We start from the raw sequence: 17,107 nt of genomic DNA, 5'->3' as shown, positions 1-17,107 counted from the left end.
CCGAGACGGTCTGCATTCAGGTTGCGGCGGAGGATTCGCTGTACGTGACCGATGACCTGATCGTCACCCACAACACGCTCAATGACGCTTTCATCATTCTGGACGAGGCGCAGAACACCACGCCCGAGCAGATGAAGATGTTCCTGACGCGGCTCGGGTTCGGTGCCAAGATCGTGGTCACCGGTGACGTGACCCAGGTCGACCTGCCCGGTGGGACCACCAGCGGCCTCAAGATCGTGCGGGAGATCCTGCGCGGCGTCGAGGACGTGCACTTCGCCGAGCTCTCCAGCTCCGACGTGGTGCGGCACCGGCTGGTCGCGGAGATCGTCGACGCGTACGCGCGGTACGACGCCGATCAGGAGCAGCAGACCGCACAATCCGTTCACGCCGTGCCGGGCCGGGCCGCCAGTGGTGGCGGCCGTACGGGCCGGCGGCGTTAGATCACAAGGGGTAATCGCACCACTATGTCCATCGAGATCGCCAACGAGTCGGGAGTCGAGGTCGACACCGACGCGATTCTCGCGGTTGCCCGGCACGCACTGGACGAGATGGGGGTCAACCCCCTCGCGGAGCTGTCGATCCTGCTCGTCGACATCGACTACATGGCCGAGCTGAACCATCGCTGGATGGGCAGCGACGGCCCGACCGACGTCCTCGCCTTCCCGATGGACGAGGGCAGCGTCGACCACGGTCCCGGCGAGTCCGGCACCGGTGAGCCGGCGCTGCTCGGCGACATCGTGCTGGCGCCGGAGGTGGCCGCCAAGCAGGCCGCGGCGGCCGGTCACTCGGCCGCCGACGAGCTGCACCTGCTCACCGTGCACGGCGCGCTCCACCTGCTCGGCTACGACCACGCCGAGCCGGAGGAGGAGCGCGAGATGTTCGCCCTGCAGAACAAGCTCCTGCAGAGCTGGCGCGCCGGACGTAAAGCCGGCTGACCGTGGACCCCGCGCATGTGGTCGCCGCCGCCTCCGGCGAGGCCGGACTGCCCGACCTGCAACTGATCGCCCTCGCCGTCGTCCTGGCACTGCTGGCCGGCCTGGCGTCGATGACCGACGCCGCGCTGGCCACGGTCTCCACCGCCCGGGCCGCCGAGCTGGAACGCGAGGGTAAGCGCGGCGCGGGGGCGCTCACCGCGGTCGCCGCCGACGTGGTCCGTTACGTCAACCTCCTGCTCCTGCTCCGGCTGCTCTGCGAGCTGACCGCGACCACCATGGTGGCCCTGGTCGCGGTGGACAGCTGGGGTGTCGGCTGGCGGGCGGCACTGGTCACGGCGGGCGCCATGACGCTGGTCAGCTTCATCATCATCGGGGTCGCCCCGCGGACGGTGGGGCGGCAGCACGCGTACGCCGTGGGCCGCGCCGCCGCTCCGCTGGTGCGCTGGCTGGGCCGGGTGCTGAACCCGCTGGCGTCGCTGCTGATCCTGATCGGCAACGCGGTGACCCCCGGTAAGGGGTTCCCGGAGGGGCCGTTCGGCAGTCAGGTGGAGCTGCGTGAGCTGGTCGACCTGGCCGAGCAGCGGGGCGTGGTGGAGCACGGTGAGCGCGAGATGATCCACTCGGTCTTCGCGCTCGGGGACACCATCGCCCGGGAGGTGATGGTGCCGCGGACCGAGATGGTGTGGATCGAGGCGCCGAAGACGCTTCAGCAGGCGCTCTTCCTCTTCCTGCGCTCCGGCTTCTCGCGGATCCCGGTGATCGGCGAGAGCGTCGACGACGTGCTCGGGGTGCTCTACCTCAAGGATGTGATCCGGCGCACCCAGTCCGGCGATCCGGCCGCGACCGCGCAGGCGGTGGCGGACGCGATGCGCCCGGCGACGTTCGTACCGGAGTCGAAGCCGGTGGACGACCTGCTCTCCGAGATGCAGGCGGCCCGCAACCACCTGGTCATCGTGGTGGACGAGTACGGTGGCACGGCCGGCCTGGTCACCATCGAGGACATCCTGGAGGAGATCGTCGGGGAGATCACCGACGAGTACGACGTCGAGCGCCCGCCGATCGAGCACCTGGCGGACGGCGCGGTGCGGGTCACCGCGCGTCTCCCGATCGAGGATCTGGGCGACGTGTTCGGCGTCGAACTGCCCGCCGACGAGGTGGAGACGGTCGGCGGCCTGCTCGCGCAGACGCTGGGCCGGGTGCCGATCCCCGGCGCGCACGCCGACGTGGAGGGCCTGCACCTGATCGCCGAGGGGACCACCGGACGGCGGAACCGGATCGACTCGGTGCTGGTGCGCCGGGCGGAACCGGGTGGGGACGACGGCACGGGCGAGGCCCGGACCGGCAAGACCAAGAACGATGAGAACGTTGCCGAAACAGAGGAAAGACAACCCGCTGATGCCTGATCAGACGTCTACCGCCGTTCCGGTGCCCGCCGCGGACGGTTCCGCGCTGAGCGCCGAGGACGCCAAGCTGGTCACCCTGGCCCGCAGCTCGCGGGCCCGGGTGAGCGCGGCCGAGGGCGCGGCGGTACGCGACCAGGACGGCCGTACCTACGCCGCCGCCACGGTGGCGCTGCCGAACCTGTCGGTGAGCGCGCTGCAGCTGGCCGTGGCCCAGGCCGCGTCGTCCGGCGCCACGAAGCTGGAGGCGGCCGCCGTGGTCACCGCGAGCGACGCGCTGGAGGGCGCCGGCCACGCGGCCGTGCGTGACCTGGCGGTGGACGCCCCGGTGCACGTCGCGGGCCCGTCGGGCACGCTGCTCGGCACGGTCACGGCATGAGCGACGAGCAGAAGCGCGCCGGCGCGGACGAGCGCCGTCTCACCCCCGGCGAGCGGAACGCGATCCGGCGGCAGGAGCGCCAGCAGGCGAAGCGGACCGAGCAGCAGGCCGAGGAGCAGAAGCGGCCGCGCAAGCCCCGGACCCGGGGGGCCGGGCGGGCCACGGCCGCGGCTCCCGGTCGTACCGAAAAGGAAAAAAGCCCGCAGAAGGTCCACCACCACAAGGTGGCGACGTCGGACCGCAGGGACGACGGGGTGTATCGCGCCGGATTCGCCTGTTTCGTGGGGCGGCCGAACGCCGGGAAGTCGACGCTGACCAACGCGATCGTCGGGCAGAAGATCGCGATCACCTCGAACAAGCCGCAGACCACCCGGCACGTGATCCGGGGCATTCTGCACCGGCCGGACGCGCAGCTGGTGCTGGTCGACACGCCCGGTCTGCACCGGCCCCGGACGCTGCTCGGCGAGCGGCTCAACGACCTGGTCCGCGAGGTGTGGAGCGAGACCGACGTGATCGGGGTGTGCTTCCCGGCGGACGAGCCGGTGGGGCGCGGCGACAAGTTCATCTCGACCGAGATCAGCGCGCTCAAGGCCAAGGTCATCGCGGTGGTCACCAAGGTCGACCTGGTCGATCCGCAGACCCTGGCGCAACGGCTGCTCGCCGTCTCGGAGCTGTACGACTGGGCGGAGATCGTCCCGGTCAGCGCGGTCTCCGGGCACCAGGTGGAGACGCTGGTCGACGTGATGGTGAAGCACATGCCGGAGTCGCCGCAGCTCTACCCGGACGACGTGCTGACCGACGAGCCGGAGCAGGTGCTGATCGGCGAGCTGATCCGCGAGTCGGCGCTCGAGGGCGTACGGGACGAGCTGCCGCACTCGATCGCGGTGCTGGTCGAGGAGATGCAGGTGGAGGGGAAGCTCACCCGGATCTTCGCGGACATCTACGTGGAGCGGGACAGCCAGAAGTCGATCGTGATCGGGGCCAAGGGCGCGCGCCTCAAGGAGGTCGGGTCGAAGGCCAGGTTTGAGATCGAACAGCTGCTGGGTACGAAGGTTTATCTGGATCTTCACGTACGGGTCGCGAAGGAGTGGCAGCGCGACCCCAAGCAGCTCCGTAAGCTCGGTTTCTAGGCCTGGTTACGGCGGTTCCCCAAATTATGGGATAAGTCACCGAAATTTGCTCTTTTCGGTGGGGTGCGGGTAACACCTTGGGCCATGCGTAACCGGTACCTGGACCTGCTCCGTGCCGTCGCGACCGTGCGGGTGGTGGTCTATCACCTGACCGGCTGGGCAGCGCTGACCATCGTCTTTCCCGCGATGTCGGTGATGTTCGCCCTGGCCGGGTCGCTGATGGCCGCGTCCCTGGACCGGTTCGGGGTGTGGGCGGTGGAGCGCCGGCTACGGCGGCTGCTGCCCTCGCTGTGGTTCCTCGCTCTCGGGATCGGGGTACCGGCGATGCTGATCGCCGGTACCTCGTTCGACGTGCATCTGCTGCTCTGGGGCTTCCCTCTGGTCGACCCGGAGGCCACCGGCTGGTGGATGGCCGCGCTGAGCCACGCCTGGTACCTGCGTGACTTCCTCTGGTTCGTACTGCTCTCGCCGCTCGTGCTGCCGGCCTTCCGCCGGATGCCGGTGGTCTCGCTGTTCCTCCCGTTCGCCGGGCTGCTGGCGATCGAGATCTTCGACCTGAAGCTGCACGTGGTGGCGCACGACATGGCCCTCTACGGCGGGGCGTGGCTGCTCGGCTTCGCCCACCACGACGGGATGCTGCGGAAGCTGAGCCGCGCCACCCTGGTCAAGCTGGCGGCGGGGCTGGCGATCCCGGGCGCGATCTGGATCGCGACGCACCCCGGGCCGCGCGGTTACGACCTCAACGACAACCCGATCGGCAACGTGCTCTGGTCCACCGCGTTCATCCTGATCGCGCTCGGCTGGCCCACGCCCCCGGTGGTCAGGGAGAGCCGGATGCTCACCGTGCTGAACGCGCGGGCGCTGAGCATCTACCTCTGGCACATCCCCCTGATCGTGGCGGTCAACCAGGTCGCCCTCGACCACCACCTGCCGGTCCGCGGCTGGATCGGCATCGGCTGGCGGATGGCCGTGGTGTTCGCGCTGCTCTTCGTGGTGATCATGCTGGTCGGCTGGATCGAGGACGTGGCCGCGGGGCGGCGCGCGACGCTGCTGCCCGGCCGGAAGGTCCCGGTGCCGGTCTCGCCCGCCCCGGCCTTCTCAGGGAGCACCGGTGACCGAGAGGTCGCCGGTGCTGGTACGTAGGTCGAGCACGTTCACGGCCTTCGCGTCGTTCGTCACGCGGCCGGCCACGTCCACGTCGCCGCTCTCGGTGTCGGTGCGGATCCGGTAGGACCCGCCCGGCACGATCGCCTCGACGTCCCCGGTGGTGCTCACCGCGGTGACCGAGGCGGCGGTGGTCATCTCCACGTCGATGTCGCCGGTCGTGGTCCGGGCGTCCACCGCGCCGGCGATGTCCCGTACGTGCAGATCGCCGGTGGTGGCCGTCAGGGTCGCGCTCGGCGCCCCGGTCACGGTCAGGTCGCCGACGCCGGACTTCAGGGTCACCGGGCCGCCGGCGTCGTCCACGTGGATGTCGCCCGCGGTCAGCCGTACGTCGACGGTGCCGATGCCGGTCAGTGAGACGTCGCCGTACGCCAGCTCGCCCCGGACGTTCACCCCGGGCGGTGCGGCGATCTCGTACGACACCTGGCAGTCCCCCTGGCACTCGGTGCCGAGGGTGAGCCGGGTGCCGTCCAGCGTGTAGGAGGGGCCGGGCTCACTGCCGCCCCGGACGATCCGGCGGATCCGGGTCCCGTCGGTCACCGCGTCGGTGGTGACCGTGACGTCCGCCGCGCCGCCGGTCAGCACGATCTCGGTGACCTTGACCGCCTCGGTGTCGTCGTAGGTCAGCTTGGCGCCGACCACGCCATCGCAGGCGGCAAGGAGGGTAGCGGAGAGGGCGAGGACGGCGACACGCTTCATGACCCTGACGCTAGGTGGTCCGCGCATCGACGGAATCCGGACGCGCCCCCGAGTCGACCCTGAGATCCGGGTCAGGGTTCGTCGTAGGTACCGGGCAGAATGGTCGGGTGCCCGCCGGATATCGACGCCAGCTCTACCGCGACGACGCGGTGGTGCTGCGTGTGCAGAAACTGGGCGAGAGCGACCGGATCGTCACCCTGCTGACCCGCCGCCACGGCCGGTTGCGTGCGGTGGCCCGTGGCGTGCGCCGGATCAACTCGCGCTTCGGCGCCCGGCTGGAGCCGTTCGGTCACATCGACCTGCAGCTGGCCGGCTCGCCCGAGGGGCTGGGCTCGTCGCTGCACTCGGTCAGCCAGGTCGAGGCGGTCCAGCTGTTCGGCAAGAACCTGCTGGGCGACTACCCGCGCTACACCGCGGCGAGCGCCATCTGCGAGACCGCCGAGCGGCTCACCCCGGTCGAGCGGGAGCCCTCGCTGCGGCTCTTCCAGCTCACCCTGGGCGCGCTGAAGGCCCTCGCCGCCGGTGAGCACGCCGGTAGCCTGGTGCTCGACGCGTACCTGCTGCGCGCGATGGCCTTCGCCGGCTGGGCGCCCGCGCTCACCGAGTGCGCGGTCTGCGGCGACCAGGGGCAGCACGCCGCCTTCGCGGTGCCGGCCGGCGGCGCGGTCTGCCCGGACTGCCGTCCGCCCGGTGCCGCGCACCCCAACCCGGCCACCCTGGGCCTGATGGCCGCCCTGACCTCCGGCGACTGGACGACCGCGGACGCCGCGGACGCGCCGATCCGCCGGGAGTGCAGCGGCCTGGTCGCCGCCCACCTGCAGTGGCACATGGAGCGGGCGCTACGCTCGCTGCCGCTTGTCGACCGACGGGAGTTGAACACGTGAGCCCGCGCCCGCCCACCCCGCACCTCTCCGGAGCCCGGCCCCCGCAGCTGCCGGCCGCCGCGATCCCGCGCCACGTGGCGATCGTGATGGACGGCAACGGCCGCTGGGCCAAGGAGCGCGGGCTGTCCCGGACCAAGGGGCACGAGCAGGGCGAGTACTCGCTCTTCGACACCGTCGAGGGCGCCATCGAGATGGGCATCCCCTACCTCTCGGCGTACGCGTTCTCCACCGAGAACTGGAAGCGCTCGCCCGAGGAGGTGCGCTTCCTGATGGGCTTCAACCGCGACGTCATCCGCCGCCGCCGCGACCAGCTGGTCGACCTCGGTGTCCGGGTGGTCTGGTCCGGCCGGGCCGGCCGCCTCTGGAAGAGCGTGATCTCCGAGCTGCAGACCGCCGAGGAGATGAGTAAGCACAACTCCACGCTCACCCTGCAGTTCTGCGTGAACTACGGCGGCCAGGCCGAGATCGCGGACGCGGCGGCGGCGATCGCCCGGGACGTGGCGGCGGGCAAGCTCAAGGCCGACCGGGTCAACGAGAAGACGTTCGCGAAGTACCTCTACCACCCCGAGGTGCCCGAGGTGGACATGTTCCTCCGGCCGTCGGGGGAGCAGCGTACGTCCAACTACCTGATCTGGCAGTCGGCGTACGCGGAGATGGTCTATCTGGACACGCTCTGGCCCGATTTCGACCGCCGGCACCTCTGGTACGCCTGCGAGCTCTACGCCCAGCGCGACCGGCGCTTCGGTGGCGCCCTGCCGAACCCGGTCAGCCCCACGTGACGGTTCGTCATCTGTGGATCGCCAGGCATGCCGAGGCGTCCCCCGATGAGGCCACGCTGACCGAGGCCGGTGAGCGCCAGGCGTCGCTGCTCGGCGCGCGCCTGGCCGGTGCCGGCCTGTCGCTCGCCGCGATCAGCCACGGGCCGCTGCCCCGGGCGGCCCGGACCGCCGCCATCGTCGCGGAGTCCTTCCCCGGCGTGCCGGTGGAGGCCGTGGACGAGCTCGACGACCGGATCCCGACCGATGCCCCCGAGATGTCGGCACGGATGGTCGCGCGCTTCACCGGCCCGGCACCGTCCGAGATCCACGAGCTGGTGATCACGCACGCGTTCCAGGTGGCGTGGCTGGTCCGGGAGGCGCTGGAGGCACCGCCCGAGCGATGGCGGGGGATCAACTCGTGCAACACCGGGCTGACCCTGATCCGCTACCTCCCGGGGCGCAAGCCGCGGCTGATCATGTTCAACGACGTCACCCACCTGCCGGAAGAGCTGCGGTGGTCCGGCTTCCCGGCCGAGTTACGCCCTTTCTGAGTACGCCGTGAGCGCCCGTACGGCGGCGTCGGCGTCGCTCAGATCGGGCAGGACCACGTGCGCCCCGGCGGCCGCCAGATCGTCGGCCGAGGTGGCGCCGGTGGCGACCCCGATCGCGACGGCGTCGTTGGCCAGCGCGGCGATCACGTCGTAGACGGTGTCGCCGATCACCACGGGCTGGAACGGCTCACCGTACTTGGCCCGGGCCCGGTCCAGACTGCGGCGGACCAGGGTGGCCCGGACGCTGTCGTCGGTGCCGTACCCGCCCACCTCGGCGTCGAACGAGCCCTCCAGCCCGAACGCCGCCACCTTGGCCGCGGCCACCTCCGGGACGTTGCCGGTGACCAGGGTCTGCACCACGCCCGGGTCGCCGCTCAGCCGAGTCAGCACCGCACGGACGCCCGGCATCAGCTCGCCCTGCTCGGCGAACTGGTGCCGGACGGTCTGGACCACCTCGACGTACCGGGCGAAGAAGCGCTCCGGCGTGCAGTCGGTCACCCCGTGCACCTCGAACACCTCGGCGCAGATGTCCCGGTCGGTGCGGCCTCCGAAGATCGGCGTGTCCCGCCAGGCCACCCCGGTCACCTCGGTGAACGCCGCCTTCCAGGCCGCCGCCGCGACCCCGCCGCCGCGCAGCAGCGTGTAGTCGATGTCCCACATCACCAGGCGTCTCACGGCTGCTTCAGCACCCGCTCGATGTGCTCCACCTTCGCGGTGATCGCCCCGGTCACGCCCGGCCGGACGTCCGCCTTGAGCGACAGGCTGACCCGTGGGGCCCGCTCGGCGACGGCCTCCACGGCCTTCTTGACCACCGCCATCACCTCGTCCCACTCGCCCTCGACGGTGGTGAACATGGCATCGGTACGGTTCGGCAGACCCGACTCGCGGACCACCCGGACGGCCTCGGCGACGACGTCACCGACCTCGTCCCCGATCCCGATCGGTGTCACAGAGAACGCTACGAGCATGTCCCCATCCTTCCAGCAGATCGATGACTCCCGGACAACCCGGGGGCGGGCATCCCGTCCCGGCCGCTGATTCCTAGGGTGGGGGCATGACTCGTGCCCGACTACCGCAACTGCTGGCGGAGGCGCGCAGTGGCGTGCTGCTGTTCAGCGTCACGCCGCCGAAGCGGAGCCATCCCGAGGAGCGGGTCAAGGAGATCGCCCGGCTCACGCTGGAGCGCCTCGACGGGCTGGACCTGGACGGCCTGATCCTCTACGACATCGACGACGAGTCGGACCGGAACCCGCAGGAGCGGCCGTTCCCGTTCCTGGCCACGCTCGACCCGGTGCGCTACTACCGGGAGCGGCTCGGCGGGTGGAGGCTGCCGGTGGTGATCTACCGGTGCGTGGGGAAGTACCCCGAGGACGAGCTGCGCGACTGGATGCGCGGCGCGGACCCGGAGACGGTGCTCGGCGTCTTCGTCGGCGCGTCCAGCGGCAGCAAGGAGGTGCACACCACCCTGCGCCGGGCCCAGGAGCTGCACGCCGAGGTCTGCCCGGAGATGCCGCTCGGCGCGGTGGCGATCGGTGAGCGCGACGGCGAGCACCTGCGGATGCTGGCCAAGCAGGAGCGCGGCGTGGGCTTCTTCGTCACGCAGGTGATCTACCACGTCAACGAGACCAAGAACCTGATCTCCGACTACTTCTACGAGTGCCGGGCGCGGGGTGTGCAACCTCGGACAGTGATCTTCACGGTGTCGCTCTGTGGGTCGCTCAGGACGCTGGAGTTCCTGCGGTGGCTCGGCGTGGACGTGCCGCGCTGGCTGGAGAACTCGCTGCGGCACGCGGACGACACCCTGGCCGAGTCGTACCGGCAGTGCCTGGACATCGTGCGGGACCTGCGGGACTACTGCGAGCACCTGGGCTTGCCCTACGGCTTCAACATCGAGAGTGTGTCGATCCGCAAGGCCGAGATCGAGGCGACCCACCGGCTCGCGGCCGACGTCGCCGAGCTGCTTCGAGAGTTCCGTCCGTCCGAGATGAGGGGCAATTCGTGATCGATTTCGCCAACGGGTCCGTCTTCAAGCTCAACCCGTGTGACCCGCAGGAGCTGTATCCGCAGGTGGCGCCCTTCCTGATCCAGGGCGAGCAGATCGTGTTCGCGTTCCGCTCGGTGCGCGACTTCGTGGTCTTCACCAACAAGCGCCTGATCGCGGCGAACGTGCAGGGGATCACCGGCTCGAAGACGGACTTCACGTCGCTGCCGTACAGCAAGATCCAGGCCTTCTCGGTGGAGACGGCGGGCAGCCTGGACCGCGATACCGAGCTGGACCTCTGGTACTCCGGCCTCGGCAAGATCCGCCTGGAGTTCAAGCGGAACGTGGACATCCGGCAGCTGAGCCAGATGATCGCCACCTACACGCTCTGATCGATCTCGGTCAGATCCTCGGGCCGCAGCGTGAGGGCGCCGGCGGCGATGTTCTGCTCCAGGTGGGCGACGTCGCCGGTGCCCGGGATGGCGAGGACGTGTTCTCCCCGATGCAGCGTCCAGGCGAGGCGGAGTCGCATCTCGGCGAGCGCTCCGAACCGTTCGGCGAACGTGCCGGTGCCGGTGCGCACCATCCGCAGGTTGACCAGGTCCAGCGTGTCCACGCCGAGCAGGCGCAGGTTCTCCTCGACCTGCCGGCGCAGCAGTGCCGGGGAGGCCATGTCACCCCAGCGGTGGTCCGGCAGGCGGTTCGGGCCGACCTTGGTCGCGATCACGAGCGTTTCCGGGTACGGCGAGAGGGCGTTTCGGATCAGCTCCGTGGCGTACCGGACGGGTCCCGGACCGACGTCGATGATCCCGCCCGGCGTGCGGTAGAAGGCGGCGGTGTCGATGTGGTCGACGCCGAGCTCGACGGCGCGCCGGAGAACCCGGATCGCCGCGCCGGTCTCCGGGTTCACGGTGAGCCGCATCGAGCCGAAGCCCATGCGGCGAACGGCCCGGTCGCCGAGGCGGTAGGAGCCGGCGGCCGACGCATCGATGTCGTTCGGTGTCATGGGGAAAGGTAGGGGAGCGCGGGGCCCTTCGCCCTCGGATGTCCGACCGATACCGTTTAGTGGATCTTGCTGCTACTTTTCTGGTGTGGACGCGAGCGGCATGGGTCCGCGTCGAGAGTGCGTGTGCGTCTACAGCCCGCGGGCGGCGGGCTGGCGATCCGGGGCGCCTCGGGGCGGTGGGCTTGTGGTCCGGGGTGTCTCAAGCCCGCCGAGTGACCCGTGAAGGCCAGCCGTGCCGGGTGAGCTGGCGCTCAGAGGTCGCTCGGACCGACCGAGACACCCGTGGTCGCCAGCCGTGAGGATCGCCCGTGGTCGATCATGGAATGTTGATCGAGTTCGGTCATGCAGGGGTCCAGCCAACCGGGAAACGGTGGGCGTTCGGCGGACGGGGTCAACCGGTGATCGGGCGGAAGAGGCCGAGCAGCGCGGTCGTGGTCAGGATGCCGGCAGAGAGGAGGACGGCCGCGATCAGCAGGGCGCCGTCGGCGGTGGTGAAGCGCTGCAGCCGGGCGTGGGTGCGCGGCGTGCCGGCGTCGAAGCCGCGGGCGTCCATCGCGACGGCCAGCCGTACGCCGCGTCGCAGGGCGCCGACCAGGAGTGCGAAAGCGGTCGTCAGGAAGAGGCGCGGGCCGGGGGCGAGACCGCGGGCGCGCCGGGCCAGGCTGAGCGTCTGCCACTCCTGGCCGAGCAGCGGGAGCAGCCGGAACGCGGCGAGCGCGCCGATCGCGAAGCGTTCCGGGAGCCGGGCGTTCTGGACCAGCGCGTCGGCCAGGTCGGTCGGGTCGGTGGTGGCGAGGACCAGGATGCCGGGCAGGGCGACCGCGAAGATCCGCAGCGTCAGCCCGGCGGCGCCGGAGAGCACGCCGGTGGTGACGTCGAACGGGCCGGCCGTGGCGAGCAGGTCGCCGCCCCGGTCGGCGGCGAAGAGCAGCATGCTGATCAGCACTCCGGCGGCCGCGATCAGGAGCGGCCAGGCACGGCGGGCGAGCAGGGACGGGCGTACGCCGGAGAAGGGGATGACCGTCAGCTCGACGGCGAGCGCCAGGGCCGGGGTGAGCGGGTCGACCGTCGCGATCAACGGGAGGGCGAAGAGCAGCGCGGCACCGAGTTTGGCGACCGGGTTCCGCCGGGCCAGCGGGGGTACGGGTGTCACGGGAGCCGCCGGGCCGGTGAGAAGAGGCGCGGGGCTGCTGAGAGAAGGCGTGGAGCCGGTGGGAGCGGGCGTGTCACCGGCGCCGCCGTCGGGGCAGTGGGTCGGGTGAGGGCTCTCCGAGGGCCAGGGTGCGGTCGGCGAGCGTACGGGAGAAGGCGGTGTCATGGGTGACCGCGACGATGCCGTGCCCCTCGTCGCGCAGCTCCGCCAGCAGCGCGACCAGTTCCCGCCAGGTCCGCCGGTCCTGACCGAACGTGGGCTCGTCGAGCACGAGCAGCCGTGGCGCGGTCGCCAGCGCGGTGGCGACGCTGAGCCGCCGGGCCTCGCCGCCGGAGAGCGTGTACGGGTTCGCCCCGGCGAGAGGCGCGAGCCGGAGCCGGTCCAGCAGCCCGTCCACGATCCGGGTGACCTCGGCGGTGGAGCGGCCGAGCCGGCGCGGGCCGAGGGCGAGCTCGTCGGCGACCCGCCCGGTGACGAACTGGTGCTCCGGGTTCTGGAAGACCGAGCCGATCCGCCCGGCCAGTGTGGACGCTCGCCAGCGGTGCGGCGGCCGTTTCTCGTCGCCGACCGTGATCCGTCCCGAGGTGGGCGCGAGCAGCCCGCCGAGCAGCAGGGCGAGGGTGGACTTGCCGGCGCCGTTGGGGCCGGTCACGGCGAGCACCTCACCGGCGCCACAGCTCAGCGAGACCGGCGGAAGCCGATGCGTGTACGCCGTCTGCTCGGCGGTCAGGAGCGGCGATCGTACCGGAGAGGGGGTTGAACGCAAGGGGGTGATGGCGGTGAAACCGGGGACCCAGACGCCCTCCTCGGCCAGCCGGTCGCCGTAGGCGGCGAACACGAGCTCGGGCGCGCCGTCGGCACGCACCCCGCCGCCGGGCTCCAGCACCACCACCCGGTCCACCAGCGGCAACGACTCGGCCACCCGGTGCTCGACGAGGATCAGAGTGGTCTCCGGGCCGCACGCGCGCCCGACCGCCTCGCGTACCAGCTCGGCGCCGGCCGGGTCCAGGTTGGCGGTCGGCTCGTCCAGGAGCAGCAGCCCCGGCCGGGTCGCCAGGACACCGGCGAGGGCCAGACGCTGCGCCTCGCCGCCGGAGAGGGCGGTGGTCGAGCGGTTGATCGGGTACGGGAACCCGACCCGGTCCAGCGCGTCCGACACCCGCGGCCAGATGTCGCCGCCCGGCACGCCCCGGTTCTCCAGCCCGAACGCCACGTCGTCGCCGCTACGCTCCATGATCAGCTGGGTCTGCGGGTCCTGGAAGACGACGCCGACCCGGTCGCGGGCCTTGCGCGCGTCGAGCCCGTCGATCTCGACGGTGCCCTCGGACTCGCCGGAGTCCTCGGGCAGCAGCCCGGCCAGCGCGGCGAGCAGGGTGCTCTTGCCGGCCCCGGAGGGACCCAGCAGCAGCACTCGCTCGCCGTGCCGGACGTGCAGGTCCAGACCGCGGACCGCCCAGGCGCGGCGACCGGCGTGCCGCCAGCCGAAGCCGCGGATCGCGACGTCGCTCATGGCGGTCTAGATGAGCGCCCGCTCGCGGCCCGCCTCGAAGCGGTCCAGCACACCGGTCGGCGCGAGCGCCCGGACCAGCGCCCACGCGCCCAGGCCGGCCACGACCGTCGCGCTGACCACGGTGATCGCCGCGTACGGGACGCGGTAGTCCCAGAGCGCGTACTCGGAGTTCCAGGCGAAGAAGTCGAAGACCGCCGCGCTGAGCCCGGTCAGTGCGCCGGCCAGCAGCGCGGTGGGCAGCCGGTACGACCGGTAGCGCAGCGCCGCGAAGGCCAGTTCGGCGCCGAGGCCCTGGACCAGCCCCTGCGGGATGACCATGGCACCCCACTGGTCGCCGAGGAGTGCCGAGATCAGCGCGGCCACCGTCTCGGTGTAGATCGACGCGCCCGGTTTACGGATGATCAGGGCGGAGAGGACCGCGGGCAGCAGCCAGACGCCGTAGAGCAGCGTCTGCGCCGGCGGGAAGAAGGCGAACGCGCCGGAGGTGACGCTCCAGACCGTGTTCCAGGCCCAGAAGATCACGCCGAACGCGACCGCGATGATCGAGGCGATCACGATGTCGATCGTGCGCCAGCTATTGCCTTTCATGACTGCCTCCATGCTCCCTGCGCTGGCATTACCCAGATCAGGTCCGAGGGTCTGCGGCCGTTTCGTGAACCGGCCGCACTCTCAGCGCGGTGCGCTCCCCTGTCGGAGCGATGTTTTCTTCGCGACCCACCTCGACCCGCGCGTCGCGTGAGCGATGCAGATGGTCCTCGCCGTCGCGAACAAACATCGTTGAATATGTTTCGATGAAAAGTAACACCTGGTCGGGGTACGGGAGAAGGTGGCGAACCTCATGCAGGTCACGGCGCGGGGACTGACGTTCGACGTGCATGTCGGTGGTCCGGAGGACGGGCAGCCGGTGCTTCTGCTGCACGGCTTCCCGCAGGATCACCGTGAGTTCGACCTGATCCTGCCCCGGCTGCACGCGGCGGGGCTGCGGACGTACGCGATGGACCAGCGCGGCACCTCACCCGGCGCCCGTCCGGCGCAGGTCGAGGCGTACCGGCTGCACGAGCCGGCGGCCGACGCGCTCGCGGTACTGGACACTCTCGGCATCGCGTCCGCGCAAGTGGTCGGGCACGACTGGGGCGCTCAGGTGGCGTGGCTGCTGGCCGGCCGGCATCCGGAGCGGGTGCGCACGCTGACCGCGGTCTCGGTCCCGCATCCGCGGGCCATGCTTCTGGCTCTTCGGGTACGCCCGAGCCAGAAGGCCCGTCTCTGGTACTTCCCGGTCTTCGGCTCACGGGTCGCGGAGCGCCTGTTCCTCGCCCGGAACGCCGCCGCGCTCCGAGGGTTGCTGCGGCCGGTGGGTGCCCGGGCCGCGCTCTACGCCGGCGCCGTGCGCGACGACCCGGGCCGGCTGACCGGCGGGCTGAACTGGTACCGCGCGTTCCGCAGCGAGGACATGGCCGTACTGGGCGAGATCACCGTGCCGACCACGTACGTCTGGAGCGATCGGGACGGCGTGGTCGGGCCGACCGCGGCGCTCCGGACCGCCGACTGGGTGCGCGCCGACTACCGGCTCGTCGCGATGCGCGGGGTCAGCCACTGGATCCCCGAGCAGGCGCCGCGCGAGCTGGCCGGCGCGGTGCTGGCACGCATCGGCGTTTGACCATGTGATCATCGGGGAAGGCTGTCGGACCATGGCCTCCTCGTCGCATGAGACCGAGAAGCAACGCTGGGACCGCAACTTCGCCGACCTGCTCCAGGAACTGCGTGTGGCGCAGACCGGCATCCAGATCCTCTTCGCCTTCCTGCTGACCATCCCGTTCGCCAACGGCTTCCCGAAGACCACCGACCTCCAGCGGGACGTCTACCTGGTGGCGCTGATCAGCGCGGCCTTCGCCGCCGCGCTGATCATCTCGCCGGTCGCCTTCCACCGCGCGCTCTTCCGGCAGGGCCGCAAGCCGGAACTGGTCCGGTACGCCCACCGGATGGCGACCGCCGGGCTCGCGTTCATGCTGGTCTCGATGGTGAGCAGTGTCCTGCTGATCACCGACTACGTGCTCGACCTGCGGTGGGCGATCGTGGTCGCGGTGGTGACCGGTGGGTGGTTCCTCACCTTCTGGGCGCTGCTGCCCTTCGTGCACCGTAACTGGGCGGCGGACGAGGAGAGCGACGGGTTCTCCCTCGAGGACACCCCGGTCACGCCCGGCGGCGTAGACCCAGGCGCTTGAGCTCGAGTTCGGCGAGGGCGTCGACCGCGGCGGGATCGCCGGAGCGCCAGCTCTGCGCGATGTCCGGGCCGAGCCGGGCCAGCTCGTTCAGCGGGCGGCTGGTCAGCGCGCGGAGCGCCAGCAGGTCCCGCCCGGCGGGCTCGTCGCGGACCGCGGCGGCGACGGCGGCCCGGCGGATCCAGCGCAGCCGCAGCGGCAGCCAGAGGAAGAGCACCAGCGCGAGCGGCACCGCGATCGCCATCAGCGGCAGGATCAGGGCCAGCTGGTCGACGTACTCCTGCTGCTGCTGCTGACCGGCGTCGGCGAGCGAGCGGGCCGCGTCGGCGGCCCCGGTGAACGGCTTGGTGAGCTCGTCGCCGACCAGCGGCACCCGGCCCACCTTGCTGCCGGCCTCGGCCAGGTTGTCGGCGATGCCGCTGCCGGCGCTCTCCAGCTTCTGGCCCGGCACGGCGAGCTTCTCCACCACGTCGTGCACCCAGAGGGCGACCTTGATCCAGGCATAGACCCAGACGACGACGAGGATGTCGGTGACGAGTTGGCGGATGGCACGCGGCATGCGGTCGGCATAAAGCTTCAGCTTCACATCCGGAAGCTTTCCACTCAGGCTTTCGCGGCGCACTCCGGGCGGAGGCCTCAGGACTTCGCGGCGCACTCCGGGCAGGTGCCGAAGATCTCGAGCGTGTGCGAGACGTCGACGAAGCCGTGCTGACCGGCGACCTTGTCCGCCCACGACTCCACCGCGGGGCCGGCCACCTCGACCGTACGGCCGCACGACCGGCACACCAGGTGGTGGTGATGGCCCTGGCTGCACCGCCGGTACAGGTGCTCGCCGCCGGGCGGCCGCATCACGTCGATCTCGCCGGCGTCGGCGAGCCCCTGCAGCGTCCGGTACACCGTGGTCAGACCGACCCGTTCGCCGCGTTCCCGCAGCATCGCGTGCAGGTCCTGGGCGCTGTGGAAGCCCTCGGTCTCGGCCAGCACGGCGCTGACCGCGCTGCGCTGCTTGGTGTTCCGCTGCCCGCTGCTGTCGGGGTTCACGATCGGCTCTCCCTCGAATGGCTGACGGCGTCGGCGACGATGTGCGCGACGTGTTCGTCCACCAGGGAGTATGCGATCTCGCGTCCGCGCCGGACACCCCGCACCACGCCGGCCCCCCGCAGCACGCGAAGGTGCTGGGAGACCAGCGGCTGTGGGGCGCCGAGCTGTGCTACCAAGTCGTGCACGCACTGCTCGCCCGTGCCGAGCTGCGCGACGATGGCGACGCGGATCGGCGCGGAGAGCGCCCGCAGCAGCGCGCCCGCCGCCTCGTACGCCTCGTAACCGGTGGCCGTCATG

Annotated in this window: 22 protein-coding genes, 1 pseudogene and 1 riboswitch; of the genes and pseudogenes, 13 read left to right on the top strand and 10 right to left on the bottom strand. The window is 71.2% G+C overall.

The window, feature by feature from the left end; translation table 11 throughout:
* Positions 1-74: 74 nt before the first annotated feature.
* The 6 genes and pseudogenes from AB0M08_RS24840 to AB0M08_RS24815 all read left to right on the top strand — a co-directional run.
* A pseudogene (locus AB0M08_RS24840) lies at positions 75-440 on the top strand (PhoH family protein); the annotation flags it as partial.
* 24 nt (positions 441-464) lie between these two features.
* On the top strand, positions 465-935 hold the full coding sequence (ybeY, locus tag AB0M08_RS24835) for an rRNA maturation RNase YbeY (protein WP_364497594.1): 471 nt from the start codon (positions 465-467) through the stop codon (positions 933-935).
* A gap of 2 nt (positions 936-937) precedes the next feature.
* On the top strand, positions 938-2,338 hold the full coding sequence (locus tag AB0M08_RS24830; RefSeq protein ID WP_364497591.1) for a hemolysin family protein: 1,401 nt from the start codon (positions 938-940) through the stop codon (positions 2,336-2,338).
* Positions 2,331-2,714 (top strand): cytidine deaminase, encoded by a 384-nt coding sequence (locus tag AB0M08_RS24825; protein WP_364497588.1) that lies wholly within the window; start codon positions 2,331-2,333, stop codon positions 2,712-2,714. The genes AB0M08_RS24830 and AB0M08_RS24825 overlap by 8 nt, the downstream gene beginning before the upstream one ends.
* A complete protein-coding gene (gene era / locus AB0M08_RS24820) occupies positions 2,711-3,844 on the top strand; it encodes a GTPase Era (RefSeq protein WP_364497585.1) in 1,134 nt (377 codons plus the stop codon). The genes AB0M08_RS24825 and era overlap by 4 nt, the downstream gene beginning before the upstream one ends.
* An 84-nt stretch (positions 3,845-3,928) precedes the next feature.
* A complete protein-coding gene (locus AB0M08_RS24815; protein WP_364497582.1) occupies positions 3,929-4,987 on the top strand; it encodes an acyltransferase in 1,059 nt (352 codons plus the stop codon).
* On the opposite strand, the gene AB0M08_RS24810 is transcribed toward AB0M08_RS24815, so the two are convergent.
* On the bottom strand, positions 4,943-5,707 hold the full coding sequence (locus AB0M08_RS24810) for a DUF4097 family beta strand repeat-containing protein (protein WP_364497579.1): 765 nt from the start codon (positions 5,705-5,707) through the stop codon (positions 4,943-4,945). The two genes, AB0M08_RS24815 and AB0M08_RS24810, sit on opposite strands and share 45 nt — an antisense overlap.
* A 107-nt stretch (positions 5,708-5,814) precedes the next feature.
* Here AB0M08_RS24810 and recO point away from each other — a divergent pair, with 107 nt between their 5' ends.
* The 3 genes from recO to AB0M08_RS24795 are packed head-to-tail and all read left to right on the top strand — an operon-like array spanning position 5,815 to position 7,900.
* Entirely contained in the window at positions 5,815-6,591 is a 777-nt protein-coding gene (recO, locus tag AB0M08_RS24805) for a DNA repair protein RecO (protein WP_364497576.1), read from the top strand.
* On the top strand, positions 6,588-7,370 hold the full coding sequence (locus AB0M08_RS24800; protein ID WP_364497573.1) for an isoprenyl transferase: 783 nt from the start codon (positions 6,588-6,590) through the stop codon (positions 7,368-7,370). The genes recO and AB0M08_RS24800 overlap by 4 nt, the downstream gene beginning before the upstream one ends.
* Positions 7,367-7,900, top strand: coding sequence for a histidine phosphatase family protein (locus tag AB0M08_RS24795; RefSeq protein WP_364497570.1), 534 nt, complete (start codon positions 7,367-7,369; stop codon positions 7,898-7,900). Before AB0M08_RS24800 ends, AB0M08_RS24795 begins: the two co-directional genes overlap by 4 nt.
* On the opposite strand, the gene AB0M08_RS24790 is transcribed toward AB0M08_RS24795, so the two are convergent.
* Both AB0M08_RS24790 and AB0M08_RS24785 read right to left on the bottom strand, forming a co-directional pair.
* Positions 7,886-8,575 carry an HAD family hydrolase gene (locus tag AB0M08_RS24790; protein WP_364497567.1) on the bottom strand — a complete coding sequence of 230 codons (690 nt, stop codon included), beginning with the start codon at positions 8,573-8,575 and terminating at the stop codon, positions 7,886-7,888. The two genes, AB0M08_RS24795 and AB0M08_RS24790, sit on opposite strands and share 15 nt — an antisense overlap.
* The gene (locus tag AB0M08_RS24785) at positions 8,572-8,868 is read right to left on the bottom strand and encodes an MTH1187 family thiamine-binding protein (protein ID WP_364497564.1); all 297 of its coding nucleotides are present in this window, start codon (positions 8,866-8,868) and stop codon (positions 8,572-8,574) included. Before AB0M08_RS24785 ends, AB0M08_RS24790 begins: the two co-directional genes overlap by 4 nt.
* An 86-nt stretch (positions 8,869-8,954) precedes the next feature.
* On the opposite strand from AB0M08_RS24785, the gene AB0M08_RS24780 reads away from it, so the two are divergent.
* Positions 8,955-9,902, top strand: coding sequence for a 5,10-methylenetetrahydrofolate reductase (locus AB0M08_RS24780; protein ID WP_364497562.1), 948 nt, complete (start codon positions 8,955-8,957; stop codon positions 9,900-9,902).
* On the top strand, positions 9,899-10,273 hold the full coding sequence (locus AB0M08_RS24775; protein ID WP_364497559.1) for a PH domain-containing protein: 375 nt from the start codon (positions 9,899-9,901) through the stop codon (positions 10,271-10,273). The genes AB0M08_RS24780 and AB0M08_RS24775 overlap by 4 nt, the downstream gene beginning before the upstream one ends.
* Here the strand turns inward: AB0M08_RS24775 and AB0M08_RS24770 are convergent.
* The 4 genes from AB0M08_RS24770 to AB0M08_RS24755 all read right to left on the bottom strand — a co-directional run bounded on the left by AB0M08_RS24770 (position 10,261) and on the right by AB0M08_RS24755 (position 14,150).
* Positions 10,261-10,887, bottom strand: coding sequence for an aldo/keto reductase (locus AB0M08_RS24770; protein ID WP_364497556.1), 627 nt, complete (start codon positions 10,885-10,887; stop codon positions 10,261-10,263). The genes AB0M08_RS24775 and AB0M08_RS24770 overlap by 13 nt on opposite strands.
* A gap of 391 nt (positions 10,888-11,278) precedes the next feature.
* Positions 11,279-12,040 carry an energy-coupling factor transporter transmembrane component T gene (locus AB0M08_RS24765; protein ID WP_364497553.1) on the bottom strand — a complete coding sequence of 254 codons (762 nt, stop codon included), beginning with the start codon at positions 12,038-12,040 and terminating at the stop codon, positions 11,279-11,281.
* A 73-nt stretch (positions 12,041-12,113) separates the two neighbouring features.
* Complete coding sequence (locus AB0M08_RS24760; RefSeq protein WP_364497551.1) at positions 12,114-13,550, bottom strand: ABC transporter ATP-binding protein; 1,437 nt, start codon at positions 13,548-13,550, stop codon at positions 12,114-12,116.
* 6 nt (positions 13,551-13,556) lie between these two features.
* Complete coding sequence (locus AB0M08_RS24755) at positions 13,557-14,150, bottom strand: ECF transporter S component (protein WP_364497548.1); 594 nt, start codon at positions 14,148-14,150, stop codon at positions 13,557-13,559.
* A riboswitch (TPP riboswitch) is annotated at positions 14,135-14,249 on the bottom strand. (Overlaps the previous gene by 16 nt.)
* A 139-nt stretch (positions 14,250-14,388) precedes the next feature.
* Between AB0M08_RS24755 and AB0M08_RS24750 the strand changes: the two genes are divergently transcribed.
* Both AB0M08_RS24750 and AB0M08_RS24745 read left to right on the top strand, forming a co-directional pair.
* Positions 14,389-15,207 (top strand): alpha/beta hydrolase, encoded by an 819-nt coding sequence (locus tag AB0M08_RS24750; RefSeq protein WP_364497545.1) that lies wholly within the window; start codon positions 14,389-14,391, stop codon positions 15,205-15,207.
* Between the two features lie 31 nt (positions 15,208-15,238).
* On the top strand, positions 15,239-15,772 hold the full coding sequence (locus AB0M08_RS24745; protein ID WP_364497543.1) for a DUF6328 family protein: 534 nt from the start codon (positions 15,239-15,241) through the stop codon (positions 15,770-15,772).
* Here the strand turns inward: AB0M08_RS24745 and AB0M08_RS24740 are convergent.
* The 3 genes from AB0M08_RS24740 to AB0M08_RS24730 all read right to left on the bottom strand — a co-directional run bounded on the left by AB0M08_RS24740 (position 15,741) and on the right by AB0M08_RS24730 (position 17,106).
* Positions 15,741-16,328 carry a hypothetical protein gene (locus tag AB0M08_RS24740; RefSeq protein ID WP_364497540.1) on the bottom strand — a complete coding sequence of 196 codons (588 nt, stop codon included), beginning with the start codon at positions 16,326-16,328 and terminating at the stop codon, positions 15,741-15,743. The genes AB0M08_RS24745 and AB0M08_RS24740 overlap by 32 nt on opposite strands.
* Before the next feature lie 77 nt (positions 16,329-16,405).
* On the bottom strand, positions 16,406-16,810 hold the full coding sequence (locus AB0M08_RS24735) for a Fur family transcriptional regulator (protein WP_364497538.1): 405 nt from the start codon (positions 16,808-16,810) through the stop codon (positions 16,406-16,408).
* Positions 16,807-17,106 carry a metalloregulator ArsR/SmtB family transcription factor gene (locus AB0M08_RS24730; RefSeq protein WP_364497535.1) on the bottom strand — a complete coding sequence of 100 codons (300 nt, stop codon included), beginning with the start codon at positions 17,104-17,106 and terminating at the stop codon, positions 16,807-16,809. The genes AB0M08_RS24735 and AB0M08_RS24730 overlap by 4 nt, the downstream gene beginning before the upstream one ends.
* Between the last annotated feature and the right edge of the window lies 1 nt (position 17,107).

The sequence above is a fragment of the Actinoplanes sp. NPDC051851 genome (assembly GCF_040681165.1).
Classification (GTDB): Bacteria; Actinomycetota; Actinomycetes; order Mycobacteriales; family Micromonosporaceae; genus Actinoplanes.
Note: the sequence above shows the minus strand (reverse complement) of the source record. Positions and strands in the feature narration are given on the sequence as shown.